The organism is Klebsiella sp. w6, assembly GCF_033100215.1.
Lineage (GTDB): Bacteria > Pseudomonadota > Gammaproteobacteria > Enterobacterales > Enterobacteriaceae > Klebsiella > Klebsiella variicola.
Window position 1 is genome coordinate 157,926 of sequence record NZ_CP136907.1, and the last position, 22,447, is coordinate 180,372.

General features: G+C 58.5%; 21 protein-coding genes. 6 read left to right on the forward strand and 15 right to left on the reverse strand.

From position 1 onward, the window contains the following. Nucleotides 1–140: 140 nt before the first annotated feature. The 4 genes from lldD to R0140_RS00790 form a co-directional block, all read right to left on the reverse strand. The gene (gene lldD / locus R0140_RS00775) at nucleotides 141–1,325 is read right to left on the reverse strand and encodes an FMN-dependent L-lactate dehydrogenase LldD (RefSeq protein ID WP_008806858.1); all 1,185 of its coding nucleotides are present in this window, start codon (nucleotides 1,323–1,325) and stop codon (nucleotides 141–143) included. Further along, entirely contained in the window at nucleotides 1,325–2,098 is a 774-nt protein-coding gene (gene lldR, locus R0140_RS00780; protein ID WP_008806859.1) for a transcriptional regulator LldR, read from the reverse strand. The genes lldD and lldR overlap by 1 nt, the downstream gene beginning before the upstream one ends. Then, nucleotides 2,095–3,750 (reverse strand): L-lactate permease, encoded by a 1,656-nt coding sequence (lldP, locus tag R0140_RS00785; protein ID WP_008806860.1) that lies wholly within the window; start codon nucleotides 3,748–3,750, stop codon nucleotides 2,095–2,097. Before lldP ends, lldR begins: the two co-directional genes overlap by 4 nt. Nucleotides 3,751–4,034: 284 nt before the next feature. Beyond that, entirely contained in the window at nucleotides 4,035–4,397 is a 363-nt protein-coding gene (locus R0140_RS00790) for a YibL family ribosome-associated protein (protein ID WP_008806861.1), read from the reverse strand. A 272-nt stretch (nucleotides 4,398–4,669) separates the two neighbouring features. On the opposite strand from R0140_RS00790, the gene R0140_RS00795 reads away from it, so the two are divergent. Next, nucleotides 4,670–4,894, forward strand: a complete 225-nt coding sequence (locus tag R0140_RS00795) for a hypothetical protein (protein ID WP_012540317.1) — start codon at nucleotides 4,670–4,672, stop codon at nucleotides 4,892–4,894. Here the strand turns inward: R0140_RS00795 and mtlR are convergent. From mtlR to mtlA, 3 genes are all read right to left on the reverse strand, one after another. After that, complete coding sequence (gene mtlR, locus R0140_RS00800) at nucleotides 4,883–5,479, reverse strand: mannitol operon repressor MtlR (RefSeq protein ID WP_002922401.1); 597 nt, start codon at nucleotides 5,477–5,479, stop codon at nucleotides 4,883–4,885. The two genes, R0140_RS00795 and mtlR, sit on opposite strands and share 12 nt — an antisense overlap. Continuing rightward, complete coding sequence (gene mtlD / locus R0140_RS00805) at nucleotides 5,479–6,627, reverse strand: mannitol-1-phosphate 5-dehydrogenase (RefSeq protein WP_008806863.1); 1,149 nt, start codon at nucleotides 6,625–6,627, stop codon at nucleotides 5,479–5,481. The genes mtlR and mtlD overlap by 1 nt, the downstream gene beginning before the upstream one ends. A 102-nt stretch (nucleotides 6,628–6,729) precedes the next feature. Further along, complete coding sequence (gene mtlA, locus R0140_RS00810) at nucleotides 6,730–8,637, reverse strand: PTS mannitol transporter subunit IICBA (RefSeq protein WP_004173919.1); 1,908 nt, start codon at nucleotides 8,635–8,637, stop codon at nucleotides 6,730–6,732. A gap of 538 nt (nucleotides 8,638–9,175) precedes the next feature. Here mtlA and R0140_RS00815 point away from each other — a divergent pair. The 5 genes from R0140_RS00815 (at nucleotide 9,176) to selB (ending at nucleotide 14,731) form a co-directional block, all read left to right on the forward strand. After that, complete coding sequence (locus R0140_RS00815; protein WP_004152044.1) at nucleotides 9,176–9,544, forward strand: DUF3302 domain-containing protein; 369 nt, start codon at nucleotides 9,176–9,178, stop codon at nucleotides 9,542–9,544. Nucleotides 9,545–9,547: 3 nt separating this feature from the next. Next, nucleotides 9,548–10,684, forward strand: a complete 1,137-nt coding sequence (locus R0140_RS00820) for an HlyD family secretion protein (RefSeq protein ID WP_009484617.1) — start codon at nucleotides 9,548–9,550, stop codon at nucleotides 10,682–10,684. A 106-nt stretch (nucleotides 10,685–10,790) separates the two neighbouring features. Continuing rightward, nucleotides 10,791–11,399 carry a glutathione S-transferase gene (locus R0140_RS00825; protein ID WP_004145238.1) on the forward strand — a complete coding sequence of 203 codons (609 nt, stop codon included), beginning with the start codon at nucleotides 10,791–10,793 and terminating at the stop codon, nucleotides 11,397–11,399. A 105-nt stretch (nucleotides 11,400–11,504) separates the two neighbouring features. After that, nucleotides 11,505–12,893: an L-seryl-tRNA(Sec) selenium transferase gene (selA, locus tag R0140_RS00830; RefSeq protein ID WP_008806866.1), complete on the forward strand. Its 1,389-nt coding sequence runs from the start codon at nucleotides 11,505–11,507 to the stop codon at nucleotides 12,891–12,893. Next, complete coding sequence (gene selB / locus R0140_RS00835; RefSeq protein WP_032736538.1) at nucleotides 12,890–14,731, forward strand: selenocysteine-specific translation elongation factor; 1,842 nt, start codon at nucleotides 12,890–12,892, stop codon at nucleotides 14,729–14,731. The genes selA and selB overlap by 4 nt, the downstream gene beginning before the upstream one ends. Before the next feature lie 57 nt (nucleotides 14,732–14,788). On the opposite strand, the gene araD is transcribed toward selB, so the two are convergent. The 8 genes from araD to yiaK all read right to left on the reverse strand — a co-directional run bounded on the left by araD (nucleotide 14,789) and on the right by yiaK (nucleotide 22,361). After that, nucleotides 14,789–15,487, reverse strand: a complete 699-nt coding sequence (gene araD / locus R0140_RS00840) for an L-ribulose-5-phosphate 4-epimerase (RefSeq protein ID WP_032736536.1) — start codon at nucleotides 15,485–15,487, stop codon at nucleotides 14,789–14,791. Beyond that, nucleotides 15,481–16,341, reverse strand: a complete 861-nt coding sequence (locus R0140_RS00845) for an L-ribulose-5-phosphate 3-epimerase (RefSeq protein WP_032736535.1) — start codon at nucleotides 16,339–16,341, stop codon at nucleotides 15,481–15,483. Before R0140_RS00845 ends, araD begins: the two co-directional genes overlap by 7 nt. After that, complete coding sequence (gene ulaD, locus R0140_RS00850) at nucleotides 16,334–16,996, reverse strand: 3-keto-L-gulonate-6-phosphate decarboxylase UlaD (RefSeq protein WP_032736534.1); 663 nt, start codon at nucleotides 16,994–16,996, stop codon at nucleotides 16,334–16,336. The genes R0140_RS00845 and ulaD overlap by 8 nt, the downstream gene beginning before the upstream one ends. Then, nucleotides 16,993–18,498, reverse strand: coding sequence for an FGGY-family carbohydrate kinase (locus tag R0140_RS00855; RefSeq protein ID WP_032736533.1), 1,506 nt, complete (start codon nucleotides 18,496–18,498; stop codon nucleotides 16,993–16,995). The genes ulaD and R0140_RS00855 overlap by 4 nt, the downstream gene beginning before the upstream one ends. Before the next feature lie 78 nt (nucleotides 18,499–18,576). Beyond that, nucleotides 18,577–19,896 (reverse strand): MFS transporter, encoded by a 1,320-nt coding sequence (locus R0140_RS00860; protein ID WP_032736532.1) that lies wholly within the window; start codon nucleotides 19,894–19,896, stop codon nucleotides 18,577–18,579. Nucleotides 19,897–19,932: 36 nt separating this feature from the next. Beyond that, nucleotides 19,933–20,862, reverse strand: a complete 930-nt coding sequence (locus R0140_RS00865; protein ID WP_032736531.1) for a DUF4862 family protein — start codon at nucleotides 20,860–20,862, stop codon at nucleotides 19,933–19,935. 24 nt (nucleotides 20,863–20,886) lie between these two features. Next, nucleotides 20,887–21,351 carry a YhcH/YjgK/YiaL family protein gene (locus R0140_RS00870; protein ID WP_032736529.1) on the reverse strand — a complete coding sequence of 155 codons (465 nt, stop codon included), beginning with the start codon at nucleotides 21,349–21,351 and terminating at the stop codon, nucleotides 20,887–20,889. Between the two features lie 11 nt (nucleotides 21,352–21,362). After that, nucleotides 21,363–22,361, reverse strand: a complete 999-nt coding sequence (gene yiaK, locus R0140_RS00875) for a 3-dehydro-L-gulonate 2-dehydrogenase (RefSeq protein WP_012540326.1) — start codon at nucleotides 22,359–22,361, stop codon at nucleotides 21,363–21,365. Nucleotides 22,362–22,447 lie beyond the last annotated feature (86 nt).

Below are 22,447 nucleotides of genomic sequence, written 5' to 3' on the forward strand. Positions count from 1 at the left end.
TGCGGGTAAAGGACTCACCCATCAGTCGATACTTTTCGTGGACAGAGGCTCAGGGAAACGCCGCCGCTAACCTGTCTGCCGGACAGCCCCCTCTCCCTGAGGGAGAGGGTTAGGGTGAGGGGAGAGAATGACGCCGCCGCCTACGCGGCGTTATTCTGCTTGAGCGCATCGAAGGTCTGCAGCGCTTCGGCGTTCTGCACCAGCGAATCACGGCTGATTTCACGGATGGTTTTCGCCCCGGTCAGGGTCATCGCCACTTTCATTTCTTTTTCGATCAGGTTCAGCAGATTCGCCACGCCCTGCTTACCGTGGGTCGCCAGGGCGTACAGGTAAGCGCGGCCCAGTAGCACGCTGTCGGCGCCCAGGGCGATCATCCGCACCACGTCGAGCCCGTTGCGGATGCCGCTGTCGGCGAGAATGGTAATGTCGCCTTTCACCGCGTCGGCAATGGCCGGCAGGGCGCGGGCCGAGGAGAGCACGCCATCGAGCTGGCGGCCGCCGTGGTTAGAGACCACAATGCCGTCAGCGCCGAAGCGCACCGCGTCGCGGGCGTCCTCCGGATCGAGGATCCCTTTGATCACCATCGGACCGTCCCAGAAATCGCGGATCCACTCGAGGTCTTTCCATGAAATCGACGGATCGAAGTTATTCGCCAGCCAGCCGATGTAATCCTCCAGACCGGTCGGTTGGCCGAGATAGGCGGAGATATTGCCCAGATCGTGCGGGCGACCGTTAAGGCCGACGTCCCACGCCCACTGCGGATGAGTCACCGCCTGCCAGTAGCGGCGCAGGGCGGCGTTCGGGCCGCTCATGCCGGAATGGGCGTCGCGGTAGCGGGCGCCAGGGGTCGGCATATCGACGGTAAAGACCAGCGTCGAGCAGCCGGCGGCCTTGGCGCGCTCCAGCGCATTGCGCATAAAGCCGCGGTCGCGCAGGACGTATAACTGGAACCACATCGGGCGTTTGATGGTCGGGGCGACCTCTTCAATCGGGCAAACGGAAACGGTAGAGAGGGTGAACGGAATGCCTTTGTCGTCCGCCGCGCCGGCGGCCTGCACTTCGCCGCGGCGAGCGTACATGCCGCACAGCCCGACCGGCGCCAGCGCCGTCGGCATCGCCAGCTTCTCATTGAACAGAGTGGTCTCGAGACTCAGATCCGACATATTGCGCAAAATACGCTGGCGCAAGGCCACATCGGACAGGTCCTCGACGTTACGGCGCAGGGTATGTTCGGCGTAGGCGCCGCCGTCGATATAGTGGAACAGAAACGGCGGCAGGATACGCTGTGCGGCGGCGCGATAGTCGCTGGCGGCGGAAATAATCATCACGAGTTCTCCCTGGAATTTTCATTGTGGTCACCGGGCAGGCGGGTAATTCGCGCCTGGCGGGCCTGGTCTTCATCAAAACGTTTAATCGTGGCGTGGACAAAACCTAAGTGGCCCATCATCGCCTGGCGCGCCGCCTCGGCGTCACCGGCAACAATAGCCTCCATAACGGCCTGGTGCTGTTCAGTCAGGCGGGCAAACACCGGCGGCACCAGATACATGCGCTGGCGGCTCTGCTTAACGGAGGAGTGCAGCAGGTCGAAAAAACCGCGCATGGTTTGCAGGAGCACCACGTTATGCGAGGCTTCGGCGATGGCCAGATGGAAGCGGACATCCGCCTGCGAGGCGATATCCGGGTCTTCACTCTGGGTCGCTTCAAAGCACAGACGAATTTTTTCTTTATCGGCGTCGGTGGCCCGCATCGCTGCGTGCCACGCGGTGCTGGCCTCGATGGCGTGGCGGGCTTCGAGGATGTCGAAGCTGTAGTCCGGGTCATCGGCCAGCAGCGTCTTCAGCGGCTGGACGATGTTTTGCTCCGACCACGGTTCATGCTGCCAGCGGACGAAGGTGCCGCCGCCGCGACGGCTCAGCAGCACGCCTTCATTGACCAGCATCGCCAGCGCTTCGCGCAGGGAATTGCGCGAGACGCCGAGCTGGGCGGCGAGCTGGCGTTCAGCGGGCAGTCGCATGCCCGCCTCCAGCTGTTGTTCTTCAATCAGCGCCCGGACGCGACGCGCCACGTCGTCGGCCAGGCGTTTAGGCATCACTATCACGGGATCATCCAGGTTAAAACGTAGGCCTGCAGCGTGGTGATCAGGCCCACCATGCAGGTGAAGATCAGGCTGTGTTTGACGGTAAAGCGGAACAGATCCGACTCTTTACCCACCAGGCCTACCGCGGCGCAGGCGATGGCGATCGACTGAGGGGAAATCATCTTGCCGGTGACACCGCCGGTGGTGTTGGCCGCGACCAGCAGAATATCGGAGACGCCAATCTGCTGCGCGGCCGTTGCCTGCAGTGCGGCGAACAGGGCGTTAGACGAGGTGTCCGAACCGGTCAGGAATACCCCCAGCCAGCCAAGGAACGGCGAGAAGAAGGTAAACGCGTGGCCGGTATGCGCCAGCGCCAGGGCCAGGGTCGACGACAGCCCGGAGTAGTTGGAGATAAAGGCGAACGCCAGCACCATGCCGATAGAGTAGATCGGCAGCGCCAGATCCTTCAGCGTCCCGGCGAAGGTGGTCAGCGCGTCTTTTGGCTTCATGCGCAGCCAGACGATGGACAGCAGGGCGGCGAACAGAATGGCGGTGCCGGTTGCCGACAGCCAGTCGAATTTATACACCGCGGCGTATGGCGTCGCGGCGCTAACCACCGGCGGCATACGGGCAACCATTTTGTCGAGGAACGGCACCGAAATATTGATGACGAAGTCATACATTGCGCCGCCCGGTGCGAACAGCGCTTTAAACGGCGGTACGCTCCACAGGGTCACGGTGGCGGTCAGGAACAGGAACGGCGACCAGGCGCGGATCACTTGTCCCGCCGTGTAGCGGGTGCGGGCCAGCGTCATATCCACCTGCGAGGCGCCGATATCGCCGAAGCGGAAGATGCGTACCGGCTGCCAGCGTTTGAGGAACAGGGTCAGACAGACCAGGGAGACCAGCGACGAGATGATGTCCGGCAGCTCCGGGCCAAGGAAGTTAGAGCTGAGGTACTGGGCAATAGCGAACGAACCGCCTGCCACCATCACCGCCGGCCAGGTCTCTTTGATGCCGCGCCAGCCATCCATGATGGCCATGATCCAGAACAGGACGATAATGGTCAGGAACGGCAACTGGCGGCCCACCATCTGGCCGATAGCAAAGCTGTCGATACCGGTCACCTGGCCGGCGACCAGGATCGGGATGCCCATCGCGCCGAAGGCCACCGGCGCGGTGTTGACGATCAGGCACAGGCCAGCCGCATACAGCGGGTTAAACCCAAGGCCGACCAGCAGCGCGGCGGTAATCGCCACCGGCGCGCCGAAACCCGCCGCCCCTTCGAGAAAGGCGCCGAACGAGAAGCCGACGATCAGCATCTGCAGGCGCTGGTCCGGCGTAATCGACAGAATCGATGAGCGGATGATGTCGAACTGCCCGGTCTTCACCGAGATTTTATAGACGAAGACCGCGGCGATAATAATCCACGCGATAGGCCACAGGCCGTAGAAGAAGCCGTAGACCACCGAGGCTAAGGCGCGGTCCACCGGCATTTTATAGAACAGCAAGGCGACGGCCAGCGCAATAGCGACGGTCCAGGTGGCTGCGAGGTAGCCTTTCAGTTTGAGCTTAATCAGCGCAAAAAAGAAAAACAGAATCGGTAGCGATGCGATAAGACTGGATAACCAGATATTACCGGCGGGATCGTAGTTTTGTTGCCAGAGATTCATGCAGGGTCTCCATCGGGCCGCCAGGAGAGGAGGGCTGAGTCTGCGCTCATTGCCGATCCCATCGTAGGTAAAATTGGCCCGGCCAATTAAGGGTATCAGGGTTGATGACAACGAATGGTTAATCAGATGTTGCTCTTAAGCAACGTGTTTGTGATGTATTTTGATGGATTTGTGAACTGCTGGGGGGTAGATGAAATTATTGGTTGGACCAATCGACCTGGCTGAGGGGAAAAATGTGGGAAGTGAAGACAGAATGACCCTCTCCGGGCGGAGAGGGCAGGGGATCAGAATTCGCTGCGGGCGAAACCGGTCATCTCTTTCAGACCCATTTCCCGGCCCAGGGCGGTCATCGGATGGACGACCACCAGACCGCGAACGCTTTTCTTCAGCTTGCCCATATCGGCCTGCTCTTTTTTGGTGATCGCGCGGCGGAACGGCAGGCTCATTAGTTTCTGCGCCTCTTTGCTCAGCTTCTGGCTCTGGACGGAACGCAGACGTTCAATCTCCGCTTCCAGGGTGGCTTTTTCTTTTTCCAGCTCGGCGTATTTGTCGGCGGCTTCCACCAGCGACAGCTCGGCCTGCTGATGGCGGATGGCGTCGAGACGGTCGCTCAGGCGCTTGATTTCATTCTTTTCGACTTCTTTCATGGTGACTTAATCTGTTAATAAAGGGGCTTCATTCGCCTATAGTATGTGCTGTGACCGTCATTGTTGATAGCTATTTATCAAAAATTCGCCGTTTATCGCCTGCAGAATGCTATACCAGCGCTCGCTAATGATTTGAATTTTATTAATATTCCGCCTAATACTCGTTCTAATTTCATTTCTGTGAAGCCCGTCGGCAGATAAGCACGTTTTCCTTAACCCGCGCCGGTGATTTGGCTAATGATTAATCAGATTATTCCCAAAAGGAGGACGTGATGGCAAAGATCGGCGACGGCGTACCACGTTTAATCGATAAAGCGGTTGATTTTATGGCTTCCAGTCAGGCGTTTATGGAGTATTTGAAAAAATCTCCGCGTCTGCAGCATATACCGCGAGATATTCCCCAGGATAAGGAAGCGTTGTTTCTGCAGCGTCTGGAATATTATCGTCAGCTTTACCGGCCGACCTGCGACCAGACGGAGCCGGAGTCAGAGCGTTGATTTCTGGAAGGCTTTTTTTAAGCTGATTCGCGAAATCAGCTCAGTCAGGGACAACACCATTGTTGAGCGCACCATCTGCTGGTAACGCAGCTTCTGCATTGCCAGCAGTTCGGCATCGCTGTCATCAAACTGCGGCGTTGGCGGCAGGGCGGCGACGCAGTGCAGCTCGCCGAACGGACCGATAATTTCGTCGTCGGTAAAGCTGTACTCATTGCCGTCGTGGTTAAGCTCTTCGCGCAGGGCCATCAGCAGTTCGGCGTCTTCATATTCGGCACGACTTATCACCCCAAGGCCATAAATCAGCTTCAGGCGTACAGAGAGATCGCCGAGCGGCCCGCTGCCCTCCAGCAAGGGCTCGACGGCGTATTTCACCGCGTAGTCGTCTTTACGGAACACCTGAAGCACCAGAATATTGACCGCTTCCGTTAACAGTTCGACGGTGGCGATCAGGAAGCTTCGTACGGTTTTGCCAGCATTCAGACGCTCAAGCACACGGTTTTCAAATGCTTGTGTTTCTTCCATCATTGCCTGCATATCTGACAGGAGTCGTAATGGGCGCGACGTTGGTCGCGCCAGGTTGTGCATCATTTTTCCGCGTTGTAGTCGTTAACGGCCTCCGCGACGACATCACTTGCGGCATCCAGGCCGGAAATCTGCGCCAGCGCGGCCTGCGGCCCCTTGTCGGCGATCAGGGCTGCCAACTCCTGCGCCTGCGGATCGTCTTCGCTACGGAAATGCATCGCCGCTGCAATCCCTTTCACCAGGTTGCGGTGCGGCAGACCGTATTCCAGGGTACCCAGCAGCGGCTTAATTAAACGGTCGCCAGCGCTCAGTTTGCGCAGCGGCTGACGGCCAACGCGCTCAACATCGTCTTTCAGGTACGGGTTCTCGAAACGTCCAAGAATTTTCTGGATATAAGCCGCGTGTTTCTGCGGGTCAAAGGCGTAACGTTTGATCAGCACCGCACCGCTCTCTTCCATCGCGCCCTGCACGACGGCACGAATTTTCTCGTCGAGGATCGCGTCGCGAATCGTCTGGTGGCCCGCCAGTTTTCCGAGGTAGGCGGTTATAGCATGCCCGGTGTTCAAGGTGAAGAGCTTGCGTTCGACAAATGCCATCAGGTTATCAGTTAATTCCATTCCCGGGATAGTCGGCAGCGCGCCCTTGAACTGCGTCTTATCGACAATCCACTCGCTGAAGGTTTCCACGGTGACTTCCAGCGGGTCATGGGTGGCGGAAGCCGATGGCGGCACAATACGGTCAACGGCTGAGTCGACAAAGCCGATATGGGCTTCAACCCACGCTTTATCTTCTTCCGCCAGCGCGTTAAACACGTGGCCTTTTAACTGCGTGGTGCCGCGCACCATATTTTCGCAGGCGATAATGTTCAGCGGACGTTCGCTGCCCTGCGCTTTGCGCTTCGCCAGCCCTTTGGCGATGGCCGGGGCGATGCGCTCAAGTACGACGGGACCGACGGCGGTGGTGACCAGATCCACCTCAGCGATCAGGTCCACAACCTCATCGCCGATGCTGCTGACGGCATTGACGCCGGAGACAGTATCCACTTGCTCATTCTCACCGACGACGTGAACCTGATAGCTATGACGGGCATTCAGGGCATCAAGTACGGTCTGATTGACATCGGCGAACGTCAGTTCAATGCCCGCGTCGGCCAGCAATTTACCGATAAAGCCACGTCCGATATTACCTGCGCCAAAATGTAATGCTTTCATAGTATTAACCTTCAATTAATGTTTTTACCTGAGAGGGCTGGGGTGAGGCTTTGCCCCTCACCCAAACCCTCTCCCAAAGGGAGAGGGAATGGACTGCTTTGGTTATTTATTCAACAGTGCCAGAACTTCGTCGACGCTGGTGGTTTTCGCCAGGCGCTCAATCACGGTTTCGTCATCCAGGGCGTTAGTCAGGCTGGTGATAACCTGAATATGCTCGTTGTTGCGGGCCGCGATACCGATCACCAGGCGGGCGACATCGTCTTCATCTTCCCCGAAGCGCACGCCTTCCGGGTACTGGCAGAAGACGACGCCGGTTTTTAGCACACGGTCTTTCGCTTCGATGGTGCCGTGCGGGACCGCGATGGACTCGCCGAGATAGGTCGAGGTCAGTTTTTCGCGGTCCAGCATCGCCTGCACATATTCCGGCTCGACGTAGCCGCCTTTCACCAGCTGCTCGCCGGCGAAGCGAATGGCTTCTTCTTTGGTGGCTGCTTTGCGCCCGAGGAAGATGTTATCCGCACCCAACTGGAACAGGTTTTTGTCACCATCATCAAAGCTGTCTTTCAGGCTATCGGTAACTTTCACTTCATTCTCGATGTGGCGCTGGGCCGCGACCAGACGCTCAGTCAGGCTGGTGTACAGACCGCTGTCGAGGAAGTTGGTCAGCGAAATATGCTGCGCCTGTGGTACCTGGCGCATCGCCCGCTCGGTCAGGTCACGGTGAGTGATGACCAGGTCAACATCCGGCGGCAGGTTATTGATCGCGCTGTTGGTAACCGAGATGTTACTCAGTCCGGCATCCTGCACTTTCTTGCGCAGCACCCCGGCACCCATGGCGCTGGAACCCATCCCGGCGTCGCAGGCGACGATGATTTTACGCACATGGCTCAGGTCGTTGGTGACATTACCGGCCGCCAGCGGGCTGGCGCCTTTGGATTCCGCTTTCATGTCATGCATACGACGCGTTGCGGCTTCGATATCGTCTTCTTCTTTTACCTTGCTGGTCTTCAGCAGAACCGCAGAGACCACGAAGGAGACCGCCATCGCTGCGATAATCGCGGCGATGTTAGCGAAGTAGGCGCCTTTCGGCGTCATCGCCAGCACCGCCAGGATAGAGCCAGGGGAAGCCGGAGAGACCAGACCGCCATTGAGGATGGTCAGGGTGAAGACACCGGTCATCCCGCCGAGGATAACGGCCAGGATCAGACGTGGGTTCATCAGCACGTACGGGAAGTAGATTTCATGGATACCCCCCAGGAAGTGGATGATAGCCGCCCCGCCTGCTGACTGTTTTGCGCTGCCGCGACCAAAGAACATGTACGCCAGCAGAACGCCCATCCCCGGACCCGGGTTAGCTTCAATCAGGAAGAAGATAGATTTACCCAGCTCGTGGGACTGCTGAATACCCAGCGGCGAGAAGATACCGTGGTTAATGGCGTTATTGAGGAACAGGATTTTTGCCGGTTCCACGAAGATAGACGCCAGCGGCAGCATGTCGTGCGCCACCATAAAGTTAACGCCAGCTGCCAGAATTTTCGACAGAACTTCAACCGCCGGGCCGATGCCGAGGAAGGCCAGAATGGCGAGGATCATCCCGATGATGCCAGCGGAGAAGTTATTCACCAGCATTTCAAAACCGGATTTGATCTTACCGTCTACCCAGTTATCGAACTTCTTGATGCAGTAGCCGCCCAGCGGGCCGGCAATCATTGAGCCGAGGAACATCGGCATATCCGCGCCGACGATAACGCCCATGGTGGTGATCGCCCCGACCACGCCACCACGTTCGCCGCCGACTAATTTACCGCCGGTGTAACCGATCAGCAGCGGCAGCAGGTAGGTGATCATCGGACCGACCAGCTTCGCCAGCGTTTCGTTTGGCAACCACCCTGTCGGAATGAAAAGCGCGGTGATGATACCCCACGCGATAAACGCGCCGATATTCGGCATCACCATATTGCTGAGGAAACGACCAAAGCTTTGCACCTTGATCTTGATATCGGATGACATAAAACACCCCTTCTTCTGTTTTGCGTATCGCGCAGGCTTAAAGCCCGAGGTTTGTTGTTAATGTGGCGGCAGAGGTAGCCGGGCCCTGATTGATAGTGCGAAATCTGGCACTGAATCGTTTAGCTGTCCAGTCAGCGCCCTTTTGTGTGATACGGATCACATGAATATAGGGGGCAAAGCGCTTTTTGTAGTGATGTTGATCACATAATTCCTGTGTAAAAAAACAACACAGCGCCTTTTTAGCCGCTGATCTGCCTTTTTGTGTGATATTTGTCACAATTTTGTTTCGTGGTTTTGTTGTTTGTTTGTGATTTTGATCACAAAGAATTTCACGGTGGATTTTTGCCGCTGTGATCTCGGCCCGGTTTTGCGGCCAGGGCGAGATGGCTCTGTAACTAAGCAACCTTAACTGCCGAATAACTTTTTTACGCCGGATGGCAAAAATGAAAGGCGTGAATTATGCTCAAAATAGCGGACCGAATGTCAGTGGGTCGTGAATAAAACTCATATAAATTATTAGCGTAAAGCCGAGGGAATTATGTTTCTCAATTATTTTGCGCTGGGCGTTCTGATCTTCGTTTTTCTGGTCATTTTTTATGGGATTATCATTATTCACGATATTCCTTATTTGATCGCCAAAAAACGCAACCACCCTCATTCCGATGCTATTCATGTCGCCGGATGGGTCAGTCTTTTTACTCTCCACGTCATCTGGCCGTTTTTATGGATTTGGGCCACGTTGTACCAGCCTGAGCGCGGCTGGGGCATGCAGCATAAGGCGAATACGGCCCCTGACGAACCTGAAAAAGAGACCGATATACAACAGCTTCGCCAACGACTGAGCGACCTTGAACACCAGGTGGCGGCCATTCAGCGGCCGCAGTCCACCTCTGCGGCGGAGAAATAATCTATGGATCTGTTGATAATTTTGACCTACGTGGCCATCGCCTGGTCGATATTTAAAATCTTCAAAATACCGGTAAATAAATGGACGGTACCTACCGCGGCGCTGGGGGGCGTATTTATTGTTAGCGCGCTTATTTTATTAATGAACTATAACCACCCTTACACCTTTCTGGCGCAAAAGGCGGTGATATCTATTCCTATTACGCCGCAGGTTACCGGAGTGGTTAACAGCGTCACCGACAAAGCGAATCAGCGCGTCAAAAAGGGTGAGGTGCTTTTTACCATTGACCCGGCACGCTATCAGGCGCGGGTCGACCGTCTGCAGGCCGACCTGGTGACGGCGCTGCACAGTATTAACACCCTCAAAGCGCAGCTCTCTGAAGCCCAGGCCAACACCACCCGCGTGTCGGCGGAACGCGATCGCTTATACAAGGACTATCAGCGCTACCTGAAAGGGAGCCAGGCGCGGGTGAACCCGTTCTCGGAAAGCGACATCGATAACGCCAGGCAGAATTACCTTGCCCAGGACGCGCTGGTCAAGGCGTCGGTGGCGGAGCAGGCGCAGATCCAGAGCCAGCTGGACAGCATGATCAACGGCGAGCAGTCGCAAGTGGCCAGCCTGCGCGCCCAGCTGGCGGAGGCGAAATATAATCTCGATCAGACCACCGTGCGGGCGCCAAGCGATGGGTATATCACCCAGGTGCTGATCCGTCCGGGGACCTATGCCGCCTCGCTGCCGCTGCGTCCGGTGATGGTGTTTATCCCCGAGCAAAAACGGCTGATCGTCGCCCAGTTTCGGCAAAATTCCCTGTTAAGGCTGGAGAAAGGCGACGACGCGGAAGCGGTGTTTAACGCCCTGCCCGGGCAGGTGTTCCACGGCAAACTGGTGAGTATTTTACCGGTGGTGCCGGGAGGAAGTTATCAGGCGCAAGGGGCGTTACAGTCGCTGACCGTGACGCCGGGCAGCGATGGCGTGCTGGCGACCATCGAGCTCGACCCCAATGCCGAAATTGATGCGCTGCCTGATGGTATCTACGCGCAGGTGGCGGTCTACTCCGACCATTTCGCCCACGTCTCGGTGATGCGTAAAGTGCTGCTGCGGATGACCAGCTGGATGCACTACCTCTATCTCGATCATTAATGCGATCGGCGGCAGGTTGAGCGGGACGCTCACCTGCCTTTTGTCCTGCCCTGAGCCATACTCATATCTTTGTTGGCGATAATTTGTTGGCGATAAGGAGCAGGTTATGAAACTGATCGGCAGCTACACCAGTCCCTTTGTGCGCAAAATCTCCGTGATCCTGCTGGAAAAGCGCATCCCTTTTGAGTTTGTCAACGAATCCCCCTACAGCGAAAGCAACGGTGTGGCGCGCTATAACCCGCTGGGCAAGGTACCGGCGCTGGTGACGGACGACGGTGAGTGCTGGTTTGACTCCCCGGTCATCGCCCAGTATCTGGAGCTGCTGGGCGTGGCGCCGCCGATGATCCCCGCCGACCCCAGAGCCGCTCTCAGGATGCGTCAGCTAGAGGCGCTTGCGGATGGGGTGATGGAGGCCGCCCAGGCGCTGGTGCGTGAAAAGGCTCGCCCGGGCGCGCAACAGTCAGAGCAAGAGCTGCTCCGCCAGCGGGAGAAAGTGGCTCGCGGCCTCGACCGGCTGGAAGCCTGCGCGGCAGACGGAACGCTGCGCGGCGACGAGGTTAATCTGGCGACCATTTCAACGGCCTGCGCCATTGCTTATCTGAACTTTCGCCGGGTCGCGCCCGGCTGGTGCGCCACCCGGCCGCAACTGGTGAAGCTGGTGGATGCGTTGTTCCAGCGCGCCAGCTTTGCGCGTACCGAACCGCCGCGGACTTGACCCAGGCAGGTAACAGTTTGCGCAAGGAGGCGTTACAATCGCCGCTGATTGTTGACTCCCTCTCCCGTCGGGAGGGGGGAAAATAACTTACCGCCAGGCCCATTCATGACTACCGATATTCGTGCGCTTTATACCCGGCTTCCGGCCATTGACCGCTTACTACGCGACCCCGCTTTTTCTCCCCTGCTGGCGCAGCACGGCCATTCGCAGGTGGTGGCGCAGCTGCGCCAGATGCTGGATGAGGCGCGGGAACAGATTAGCCAACGGCAGACGCTCCCTGACTGGAGCCATGACTGGCTGCACGCCTGTGAGCAGCGGCTCACCGCCGGCCAGCGGAGCGCCCTGCGTCCGGTGTTTAATCTCACCGGTACGGTATTGCATACCAATCTGGGGCGCGCCATCCAGGCGGAGTCGGCTGTGGAGGCGGTTGCCAGCGCGATGCGCGCGCCGGTGACGCTCGAATATGATCTCGACGACGCCGGGCGCGGCCATCGCGATCGCGCCATTGCCGATCTGCTGTGCCAGATCACCGGCGCGGAAGATGCCTGTATCGTGAACAACAACGCGGCGGCCGTTCTGCTGATGCTGGCGGCCACCGCCAGCGGCCGCGAAGTGGTGGTTTCCCGCGGCGAACTGGTGGAGATCGGCGGCGCATTTCGCATTCCTGATGTGATGCGTCAGGCGGGTTGTCAGCTGCACGAAGTGGGTACCACCAACCGCACCCATGCCAAAGACTATCGTCAGGCGGTGAATGACAATACCGCGCTGCTGATGAAGGTTCACACCAGCAACTACAGCATTGAAGGCTTTACTAAAGCCGTCGACGAAGCGGAGCTGGCGGCCATTGGCCGCGAACTGGACATCCCGGTGGTGGCCGACCTGGGCAGCGGGTCGCTGGTGGATCTCAGCCAGTATGGCCTGCCGAAGGAGCCGATGCCGCAGGAGATGATCGCCGCCGGGGTGAGCCTGGTCAGTTTCTCTGGCGACAAGCTGCTCGGCGGCCCGCAGGCCGGAATTATCGTCGGCAAACGCGCGCTGATTGCCCGGCTGCAAAGCCATCCGCTGAAGCGGGCCCTGCGCGCGGATAAAATGACCCTCGCGGCGCTGGAAGCCACGCTGCGCCTCTATCAGCACCCGGAGGTGCTGACGGAGAGATTACCGACGCTGCGCTTGCTCACCCGTCCGGCGGAAGAGATCCGCCGGCTGGCTGAACGCCTGCTGCCTGACCTGGCGGCACACTATGCTGACTTTGCCGTCAGCGTGGCAGCCTGCCAGTCGCAGATTGGCAGCGGTTCGTTACCCGTTGACCGCCTGCCCAGCGCGGCGTTGACCTTTACCCCGCATGACGGCCGCGGCAGCCGGCTGGAGGCGCTGGCTGCCCGCTGGCGCGCGCTGCCGTGTCCGGTGATTGGCCGCATTGATGATGGTCGGCTCTGGCTGGACCTGCGCTGTCTGGAAGATGAAACCCGGTTTATGGAGATGTTGTTACGATGATTATTGCCACCGCTGGACATGTTGACCACGGCAAAACGACGCTGCTGCAGGCGATAACCGGCGTAAATGCCGATCGTCTGCCGGAAGAGAAAGCGCGGGGAATGACGATCGATCTCGGCTATGCCTACTGGCCGCAGCCGGACGGGCGGGTGCTGGGATTTATTGACGTTCCCGGACACGAAAAGTTTTTGTCCAACATGCTGGCGGGGGTGGGGGGTATTGACCATGCGCTGCTGGTGGTGGCCTGCGATGACGGGGTGATGGCGCAAACCCGCGAACACCTGGCGATCCTGCAGTTGACCGGAAAGCCGACGCTGACCGTGGCGCTCACCAAAACGGACCGCGTGGCGGCCGCCAGGGTGGAGGAGGTCCGGGCGGAGGTCGAGCAGACTCTGCGCGAGCTGGGCTTTGACGCCGTCGCTTTCTTTCCCACCGCGGCGGCGGAAAACATCGGTATTGCCGAACTGCGCAGCCATCTGCTGCAGCTTGCAGAGCGCCCCCGCCCGCAGCAGCAGCGGTTTCGCCTGGCGCTGGACCGCGCTTTTACCGTCAAAGGGGCAGGGCTGGTGGTCACCGGGACGGCGCTCTCCGGTGAAGTACGGGTCGGGGATACTCTGTGGCTCACCGGCGTGAACACGCCGATGCGCGTGCGGGGTCTGCATGCCCAGAATCAAGCGGTTGAGCAGGCGCACGCCGGGCAGCGCATTGCGCTGAATATTGTCGGCGATGCACAGAAAGAGGCAGTGCACCGCGGCGACTGGCTGTTGTCCTCACCGCCGCCGGAGCCTGCGGAACGGGTGATTGTCGAGCTGCAGTGCCATACGCCGCTCAGCCAGTGGCAACCGCTGCATATTCACCATGCTGCCAGCCACATTACCGGCCGGGTGTCGCTCCTCGAGGACAACCTGGCGGAGCTGGTGCTGGATACCCCGCTGTGGCTGGCGGATAACGACCGGCTGGTGCTCCGCGATATCTCTGCGCGTATGACGCTGGCCGGCGCACGGGTGGTGACGCTGGATCCCCCGCGTCGTGGCAAACGTAAACCGGAGTATCTGCAGTGGCTGCACGCCCTGGCGGCAGTTGGCGCTGACGATGCGCCGGCGCTGGAGTTGCATCTGCAGCGGGATGCCGTCCGGCTTGAGCGCTTCGCCTGGGCGCGGCAGCTCAGCGAAGCCGGAATGGCGGCCCTGATCCAGCGACCGGACTATCTGCAGGCCGGACAGCGCCTGCTCAGTGCGCCGCTTGCCGCCCGCTGGCAGCGAAAATTGTTGGATGCCCTGGCGCGCTACCATGAGCAGCATCGCGACGAGCCGGGCCCTGGCCGGGAGCGCCTGCGCCGCATCGCGCTGCCGATGGAAGATGAAGCGCTGGTGCTGCTGCTGATTGAGCAGATGCGTGAGAGTGGCTTAGTCCACAGCCATCACGGCTGGCTGCATTTGCCGGAGCATAAAGCCGGGTTTACCGACGAGCAGCAGGCGGTCTGGCAGAAGGTGGAAACCCTGTTCGGCGACGATCCGTGGTGGGTGCGCGATCTCGCGCGCGAAGTCCATGTTGAAGAGTCGCTGATGCGCGCGGTGCTGCGTCAGGCCACGCAGCAGGGGATGATAACCGCGATCGTTAAGGATCGTTACTACCGCAACGATCGCATTGTGCAGTTCGCCCAGCGGGTACGCGAGCTGGATCAACTGCGCGGATCAACCTGCGCAGCGGATTTCCGCGATACCTTAAACGTAGGGCGGAAGCTGGCGATCCAGATCCTGGAGTATTTTGACCGGATTGGCTTCACCCGCCGTCGCGGTAACGATCATATCCTGCGCGATAAAGCGCTGTTCCGGTAATCATGATCGCCTGTTCCCCGGCGGGCAGCGCATGGCGGCCTGCCGGGGAACAGAATGTCAGCCTTGTCCGTAATAGGCGTTAGCGCCGTGCTTGCGCAAATAGTGTTTATCCAGCAATACCGACTGCATCTCCGGCAGCTGAGGCGAGAGCTGGCGTGAGAACAGCCCCATATACGCGCACTCCTCCAGCACCACGGCGTTATGTACGGCGTCGGCGGCGTCTTTTCCCCAGGCGAACGGACCGTGTGAATGGACAAGTACCGCCGGGATTTGCGCCGGATCGAGGCGCCGTTCTTCAAAGGTCTGAATAATCACTTCGCCAGTCTGATACTCATATTCCCCGTTAATTTCCTCTTCGGTCATCAGGCGGGTACAGGGGATCGCGCCATAGAAGTAGTCGGCGTGGGTGGTGCCCCATGCGGGCAGATCGAGACCCGCCTGCGACCAGATCGTCGCGTGGCGGGAGTGGGTATGCACGATCCCGCCGATCTGCGGATAACGGCGATAGAGTGCCAGATGGGTCGGCGTGTCCGATGACGGCTTTTTACCGCCAGCCACTATCTTGCCGCTGGCGATCTCGACCACCACCATATCCTCGGCGGTCATCACGTCGTATTCCACGCCGGAAGGTTTGATCACCATCAGCGTGCGGGTTTCATCGACCGCGCTGACGTTGCCCCAGGTAAACGTCACCAGCTGGTGCGCCGGGAGCGCCAGGTTGGCCGCCAGCACGTCGGCTTTTAACTGTTCTAACATGCGAATCCTCCTTCCTGCATCCGCGCTTCTATCCAGCGTCGGGCCTGGATAATTTCCAGTACCGGCTCTTTGGCTTTTTCCGTCCACATCTCAATCAGAAATGCGCCGCGATAGTTCAGCTCATGCAGCGTTTTGAAGATGCCAATGAAATCCACACAGCCTTCGCCAAACGGTACGTCGCGGAACTGACCTGGGCTCTGCGCGGTCACCGGCTGGGTATCTTTTAAATGAATGGCGGCGATGCGATCGATACCCAGCTTCAGCTCGGCGGTGACGTCGTTTCCCCAGGCGCTAAGATTGCCCACGTCGGGGTAGACCGAGAACCACGGCGAGGCGAGCATCTCATCCCACTTTTTCCATTTGCTGATGGAGTTCATAAAAGCGGTATCCATGATCTCCACCGCCAGCATCACCTGCGCCGCTGCGGCCTGTTCCACTGCCCACGCCAGCCCTTCGGCAAAGCGCTGTTGGGTACCTTCATCATGCGCTTCGTAATAGACGTCATACCCTGCCAGCTGAATGGTGCGGATGCCGAGATCGCGCGCCAGACGGATGGCTTTACTCATGATCTCTCGTGCCCGTTGGCGCACGGCCGCATCGCGGCTGCCAAAAGGGAAACGGCGATGCGCGGAGAGGCACATCGACGGGACCGCCACGCCGGTTTCCAGCATAGCGGTGACCAGCGAGGCGCGCTGTGTTGCGCTCCAGTCGAGACGCGACAGCCGCTCGTCGGTCTCATCCACCGACATCTCGACGAAATCGAAACCGCAGCTTTTCGCCAGCACCAGCCGTTCCGGCCAGCTGAGATCTTTCGCCAGTGCTTTCTCATAGATCCCTAACGGATGGTTACGCATGCTTATCTCCCCAGATAGCGTCGATCTGCGCATGGAACGCCGCGGCGACCTGCGCCGGTTGCGGTGCTCCGGCTAGCGCGCGACCAGCAATAAACGCTTTTACCTGAATATCTTTGAACAAGGGCAGATCGGCTGGGGTGATGCCACCGGTGATCGACAGCTGAAGGCCGATATCTGAGAGTGCTTTCATCCGCGCCAGATCGACGTCACTCCACTGTTGGCCGCTGGCCTGGGCGTCGCGGCCGCGATGGTAAATCGCCTGGCGGACGCCGGTGCGGTACCAGGCGCGAGCGTCATCCAGCGTCCAGTTGCCAAACAACTCCATCTGTATTTCACCGCCGCAGCTTTGCGCGACGGCGTGGCCCTTTTCCACCGTGGCGAGGGGCGCGGCGCAGATGATGGTCATCCAGTTGGCGCCAGCGGCAAAGGCCTGCTGAGCCAGCGTTTCTCCCGCATCGGCAACCTTCCAGTCGGCGACGATGATTTTATCCGGACACTGGGCGCGCAGGGCTTTCACCGCGCTAAGGCCTTCTGTTAAGCAGAGGATGGTGCCGGCTTCAACGATATCGACGTGGTCCTGTAACAGGGCGACATCGCGGCTGGCCGCTTCAAGGCTGGTATGGTCGAGCGCCAGTTGCAGTAATGGTCGGCTCATAATGCATGCTCCTTAATACGGGCGTGGTAGCCCTGTAGTGCTTCAATCAAATGTTGGTAATGGCAATATTTTTGCTGGTAGCGCGCGTGGGCGGACATGTCAGGCAGCAGCGTGCGCACCGGGTGCTGAAGGTGGCGGCAGGCATCGTTGAAATCGCGATAAACGCCAGTGCCGACCCGGGCGGCGAGCGCGGCGCCAAAGCAGCCGGTCTCCTCTACCTGCGGCAGCTCGACGCGCAGGCCGCTGACGTCCGCCAGCATCTGCATCCAGACGTCGGAGTGCGCCGGGCCGCCGGTGACGCGCAGGGCCTGCACGTGGGTAAAGCGTTCGCGCATGCGGTTGAGGTGGGTCATGTGGCTGAACACCACGCCCTCATAGACCGCCTGCAGCAAATGCGCGCGGGTGTGGAGCGCCTGCATGCCATAGAAGCCGCAGGTCATCTCCAGCCCGGCGTTGCTGCCGTAGAGAAACGGCAGAAAAAAGAGGTCGCTACCGGCCTTTGGCAGGCCGGCGACGGCCTGATTGATATCGTCAAAAGAGAGTTCGCCCCACTGGGCGGTGAACCATTCGAGGTTGCCCGACGAGGTGGGGCTGGCTTCGTGAACAATGTACTGCCCGTCGTTGACGTAGCGGCCGTAGACGTAAGGGTGCGCTTCATGGTCCCGCAGGCCACGGGTGATCCCGCTGGTGACGGCCCAGGTGCCCATCACCGCGTTGAGCGTGTATTCATCTTTGATACCGGCGCAGAGTGCGGTGGAGACCACATCAAACAGACCGCCGACGACGGGGGTTCCCGCCGCCAGACCGGTGATGGCGGCTGCCTGAGCGGTGATCTCCCCGCCTTTTTCTGCTGAACCGACGAGAGGTGGCAGCGCACCGTCAATTTCGCCGATACCCAACCATTGGGTCAGATGCGGGTCGTACTGGCCGCTGGTCATGTTGTAGAGATTGGATTCAGAGATGTTGCTCTCTTCGCACCCTTTCACGCCGGTCAGGCGCCAGCGCAGATAGTCATGGCCCATCATCACGCAGCCAATTTGCGCGTAGCGCTGCGGTTCATGTTCTTTCACCCAGCGCAGCAGCGAGGCCGGATGTCCGGTCCATAGGGTCTGGCGGGTGACGGGATAGAGCTTTTCCGGGATCCCATCCTGTTGCCAGCGCTGGACGATCGCCAGCGCCCGGCGGTCGGAAGAGAGCATGGCATGGCCCAGCGGGCGATCCTGTTTATCAAGCAGGAACAGCCCCTTGCCCTGCGCGGAGATGCCCACGCCTTTAATTTGTTCACCGCAGATACCGGTACGTCGTAACAGCCCGGCGATGGTGGCGGCGCACTGCTGCCAGAGCTGGTCCATGTCGCGTTCGGCATAACCTGGCAAAGGCGACAGCGTCTGCAGTGATTGTCGGTTAATGCCATGTTCACGGCCTTGCGCGTCATATAATCCGGCTTTCAGATAGGTACCACCGCAGTCAATGCCCAGCCAGAAGCGTGCTTTCTCACTCATTTTTTATCTCTCAATGTTGCCGGATGGCGCTGCGCTTAGCCGGCCTGCGGGAAGATGACCCACAGGCCTGGCGATTTTTTAGGCGGCGTGCTTCCGCGAGTTCACTGTATTGATGGGCGTGGCGCCGGCATCGCATTTCGCCGGCAGCAGCACAGCCATCAGCGCGGCCAGAGCCAGGGAGATAGCCAGGCAATACACCCCCGCGTCTTTGCTGTAGAGAGTGATCAGTACGCCCACCGCGTAGGGACCGCAGAAGCCTCCGAGGTTGCCGAGGGCGTTGATAACCCCGCGCGCGCCGCCGGCCATTTCAGCGCTGAACAGCCGTGCCGGAATGGTCCAGAACACGCCAGCCGCCGATTGCAGGAAGAACCCGCAGCCGACCAGCGCGGCGTAGGACAGCCAGATCTGATTCTTCAGCGCCACCGACAGGAACATGCACAGGGCAAAGCCAATCAGCGGCAGGCAGACAAACAGCTTGCGTTTGCCGGTGCGATCCGAGAGGGAGGAGAACAGGAACATGCCGGCAATGGCGCCGACGTAGGGCAGAATGGCGAGCACCCCGACCTGACCCATGCTGCTGTGGGTCAGCTCTTTGAGGATGGTGGGCAGCCACAAGGTGTAGCCGTAAATCCCGGTCTGATAGAAGAAGTTCAGCGCGATAAGCTGCCACATGGTTTTATCGGAAAGCACTGCGCTGAGCGAAGCGTTTTTCACCTCGGTTCCGGCAATCGCCTTTTGTTCTGCGGCCAGCGTTTCCACCAGATAGTGCTTCTCGGCATCAGAGATCCAGCGCGCTTCCTGTGGGCGGTCATAGACGGTATAGGCCCAGAGCAACAGAACGGCCACTGAGAGCAAACCTTCGATAATGAACAGCCAGCGCCAGTCGAGTACGGTGATGATCCATCCCGAAAGCGGGGCGGTGATAATCCCGGCGATGGGGACAAACATAATGACAATGGCGTTAGCGCGCCCGCGTTCGGCGTCCGGGAACCAGTTGCTGATCATGGTCAGCACCACCGGGAGCATACCGCCTTCTGCTACCCCCAGCAGGAAGCGCAGCACCAGCAACTGATACTGGTTGGTGATTAATCCCGTCAGGACGGAGATTACCGCCCAGGCGACCAGCGACCAGCCAATAAACTTCTTGCCGCTTCCGTGAACGGCAATTTTGCCGCCGGGAACCTGTAAGAACAGATAACCAATAAAGAAAATACCACCTGCCAGTCCCGCCATGGTGGCGGAAATACCCAGTTCTGCATCCATGCCGCCCGGCATCGCAAAGGCGATATTGACGCGGTCCATATAAGAGATAATACAGGCGATCAGAATTGGTGGAATAATTCGCAGCCAACGCTGACGAGGGATATCTTTTAGTCCTGGTCGAGAGGTCATATTCATAGTTGTAGCCTCGTAGAGTAAGTGTTCTGTTTTTTATTATTGTTGTGCTTTATTTAAGGCAGTAATGCCGTCGCGTAATATCGCTATGCGATGATTGACGTCCGCATCAGGATTAATTTCCAGTAATTTAATACCGAGAAATTGCAAAGGCTTGCTGTCAGTACAGGCTAATAATTCACGCACATGTGTGTGGGTCATTAAACTTTCTGCACAGAAGGGGGAGAACGGTGCGTGTAAATCCTGCCATTCACCGTATTCGCCATGTTGCGTGGTACCGGAGAACATCAGTGCGCCAAGCTTACCGGCCTGGCTGGCCTGCCGGGTATGGGCCAGCGGCAGGGTGGTGTCCTGGCCTTCAATGGCAGAGCGTGCCCAGTTAATGCCAACGCTGATCTCATAACCGGCAAGGGTTTCCAGCACATTATCTAAAGGCAGAAATCCCTTGCGCGGCGCGGGACCGGTCATCGCATCGCAATGTTCCAGCACCAGGTCGCACGACCAGTCCCAGCTGGCGACTTCCTTCAGCGAACGAGCAAAGGCGTCGGTAGCCTGGGTGACGTTAGGGTTGCTGGCGCAAGGGGCGGCATGGAGTTCAAGCGCCACGATTTTCCCGGCGTTTGCCGCATTGATCGTGTTGATTTTCTGGTAAAGGTGGCGATAGTACGCCACGCAGGCTTTACGCTGTTCTTCGTCGCTGGACGCCAGCCCAAAGCCGTCGTTACTTCCGCGGCGGCGCATGGTTTCCATAATCGCCGTGACGACGATTTGCCAGTCGGCAGGCGTATGGCGCAATAACCACTCGTCGCCCAGTGGGTGGAGATGTTCAAGACAGGGCTGCTCCAGCCCCCGAATATCCGGGGTGTCGGCCAGTTGCCGCCAGAATGCTTTTTCTTCGTCTTCACTTTTCTGGTGAAAAGAGGGTGCACAGGGATACGCACCGATAATATAACCGGTATTATTTTTCATAATGTGCTCCTGAATATAATGCTTTTATAAAGCGTCGATGGCCACTTTAACCACGATTTTTCTGATCGGCGTGGCGACCGACTTATGGCATCCGGGGCGATGAACATCCTGTGGGAAAAATATGACGTAGCTTCCCGGGATCATTTCAAGGAACGATTCATGTTCGCAACCGTGAAAGAAAATAATATCGCGCTGTGCTAATAGCGATTCACTAATGGCGTTATTACCGTTATCAATAGCGAAACCTATTTTCTCTTCGCCCCAGGCCAGAAATTGGATATCCAGATAGCGGCGATGCACTTCCGGGCGATTTTCGGCAACTTCACGAGTGGTTAAGTCGATAATCTGCGCGAAGATATTTTTGCCGTCGATCTCCACTACGCCGGGAGCCAGTTTTCTGAAATCGGTGCTGCGCAGGAAATCCAGGGCTCGCTCAATTGCCGCAGGCAACCGACACGGATTAGGCTGCGTGATATGTCCAAAGATCATGGCTTAACTCCTTACAGCGCCTGAATTTTCGCCCAGACGCTGTCATCGACGGTGATACCGTCGCGACGATTCTCTTCCAGCAGGCGGGTAAACTCATGGCCAGGTAGACGGACAGCCACGTTTTCATCGGCCCGTTCGGCGGTGGTGATGAAATCCATAATCCGTTGCAGCTTGGCATCGCGGGTTGCGCCGTCGATAAGCTTATCGACCTCAATGGCGATGAAAATCTGCGAAACGCCATATTCATCGCTGTTTTCCTGGGTCACTTCGGCAACAGAAGATCCATTGGAAAGCAGGGTGGCGATCATATCCAGCACGATCGACAGGCCGGAGCCTTTCCAGTAGCCCATCGGTAAAATGCGGCGATTTTTCTCGATGACGCCCGGTTCTTTGGTCAGGTTGCCCTCATCGTCGAATCCGCCGTCTACCGGCAGTTCACGGCCCGCCAGGCGGTTCACCTCCAGCATGCCGTAGGAGAACATCGACATCGACATATCCACCATGGTGATTGGTGTGGAAGGAATGGCGACGATCAGCGGGTTGGTACCGATACGGCATTCTTTGGCGCCCCACGGCGGCATCACGGCGATGGAGTTGGTCCAGCAGATGCCGATGTAGCCTTTTTCCGCCGCCTGCCAGCCGTAGCTCCCCCCGCGCATCCAGTGGTTGGCGTTCCGCAGCGCCACCAGCCCAATGCCGTGATCGGATGCCAGTTCCATCGCCCGGTCCATCATCTTTTTTGCCGTCAGGTTGCCGATGGACCGCTGGGCGTCCCACTGCTCAATCGCGCCGAGGCTGGTAATACGCTGCGGTTTGGCTTCAGGGATGATATCGCCATTGTCCAGTTGCTGGATAAAGCGGGGAAAGCGGTTCACGCCGTGTGAATAGACGCCGGATTCCGTGGTGCGGGCGAACATGTCCGCGCAGGCATCGGCGGTTTCCGCCGCCACGCCGCGTTTAAGCAGTACCTGATTGAAGGCCTCTTTTAACTGCGAAAAAGTTACTTTCATACGAGTTTCCCTGGTGAGTTTTGATCGCTTTTTTATCGTTAAATTTCACAATGCGAAATCTGATTTCAAATATAACGATCAAAATT

What these genes read in the sequence shown, in the direction of transcription:
- lldD (WP_008806858.1), bottom strand. Translation starts at nt 1,325, where the DNA reads ATGATTATTTCCGCCGCCAGCGACTATCGCGCCGCCGCACAGCGTATC.
- lldP (WP_008806860.1), bottom strand. Translation starts at nt 3,750, where the DNA reads ATGAATCTCTGGCAACAAAACTACGATCCCGCCGGTAATATCTGGTTA.
- R0140_RS00790 (WP_008806861.1), bottom strand. Translation starts at nt 4,397, where the DNA reads ATGAAAGAAGTCGAAAAGAATGAAATCAAGCGCCTGAGCGACCGTCTC.
- R0140_RS00795 (WP_012540317.1), top strand. Translation starts at nt 4,670, where the DNA reads ATGGCAAAGATCGGCGACGGCGTACCACGTTTAATCGATAAAGCGGTT.
- mtlR (WP_002922401.1), bottom strand. Translation starts at nt 5,479, where the DNA reads ATGCACAACCTGGCGCGACCAACGTCGCGCCCATTACGACTCCTGTCA.
- mtlD (WP_008806863.1), bottom strand. Translation starts at nt 6,627, where the DNA reads ATGAAAGCATTACATTTTGGCGCAGGTAATATCGGACGTGGCTTTATC.
- mtlA (WP_004173919.1), bottom strand. Translation starts at nt 8,637, where the DNA reads ATGTCATCCGATATCAAGATCAAGGTGCAAAGCTTTGGTCGTTTCCTC.
- R0140_RS00815 (WP_004152044.1), top strand. Translation starts at nt 9,176, where the DNA reads ATGTTTCTCAATTATTTTGCGCTGGGCGTTCTGATCTTCGTTTTTCTG.
- R0140_RS00820 (WP_009484617.1), top strand. Translation starts at nt 9,548, where the DNA reads ATGGATCTGTTGATAATTTTGACCTACGTGGCCATCGCCTGGTCGATA.
- R0140_RS00825 (WP_004145238.1), top strand. Translation starts at nt 10,791, where the DNA reads ATGAAACTGATCGGCAGCTACACCAGTCCCTTTGTGCGCAAAATCTCC.
- selA (WP_008806866.1), top strand. Translation starts at nt 11,505, where the DNA reads ATGACTACCGATATTCGTGCGCTTTATACCCGGCTTCCGGCCATTGAC.
- selB (WP_032736538.1), top strand. Translation starts at nt 12,890, where the DNA reads ATGATTATTGCCACCGCTGGACATGTTGACCACGGCAAAACGACGCTG.
- araD (WP_032736536.1), bottom strand. Translation starts at nt 15,487, where the DNA reads ATGTTAGAACAGTTAAAAGCCGACGTGCTGGCGGCCAACCTGGCGCTC.
- R0140_RS00845 (WP_032736535.1), bottom strand. Translation starts at nt 16,341, where the DNA reads ATGCGTAACCATCCGTTAGGGATCTATGAGAAAGCACTGGCGAAAGAT.
- ulaD (WP_032736534.1), bottom strand. Translation starts at nt 16,996, where the DNA reads ATGAGCCGACCATTACTGCAACTGGCGCTCGACCATACCAGCCTTGAA.
- R0140_RS00855 (WP_032736533.1), bottom strand. Translation starts at nt 18,498, where the DNA reads ATGAGTGAGAAAGCACGCTTCTGGCTGGGCATTGACTGCGGTGGTACC.
- R0140_RS00860 (WP_032736532.1), bottom strand. Translation starts at nt 19,896, where the DNA reads ATGAATATGACCTCTCGACCAGGACTAAAAGATATCCCTCGTCAGCGT.
- R0140_RS00865 (WP_032736531.1), bottom strand. Translation starts at nt 20,862, where the DNA reads ATGAAAAATAATACCGGTTATATTATCGGTGCGTATCCCTGTGCACCC.
- R0140_RS00870 (WP_032736529.1), bottom strand. Translation starts at nt 21,351, where the DNA reads ATGATCTTTGGACATATCACGCAGCCTAATCCGTGTCGGTTGCCTGCG.
- yiaK (WP_012540326.1), bottom strand. Translation starts at nt 22,361, where the DNA reads ATGAAAGTAACTTTTTCGCAGTTAAAAGAGGCCTTCAATCAGGTACTG.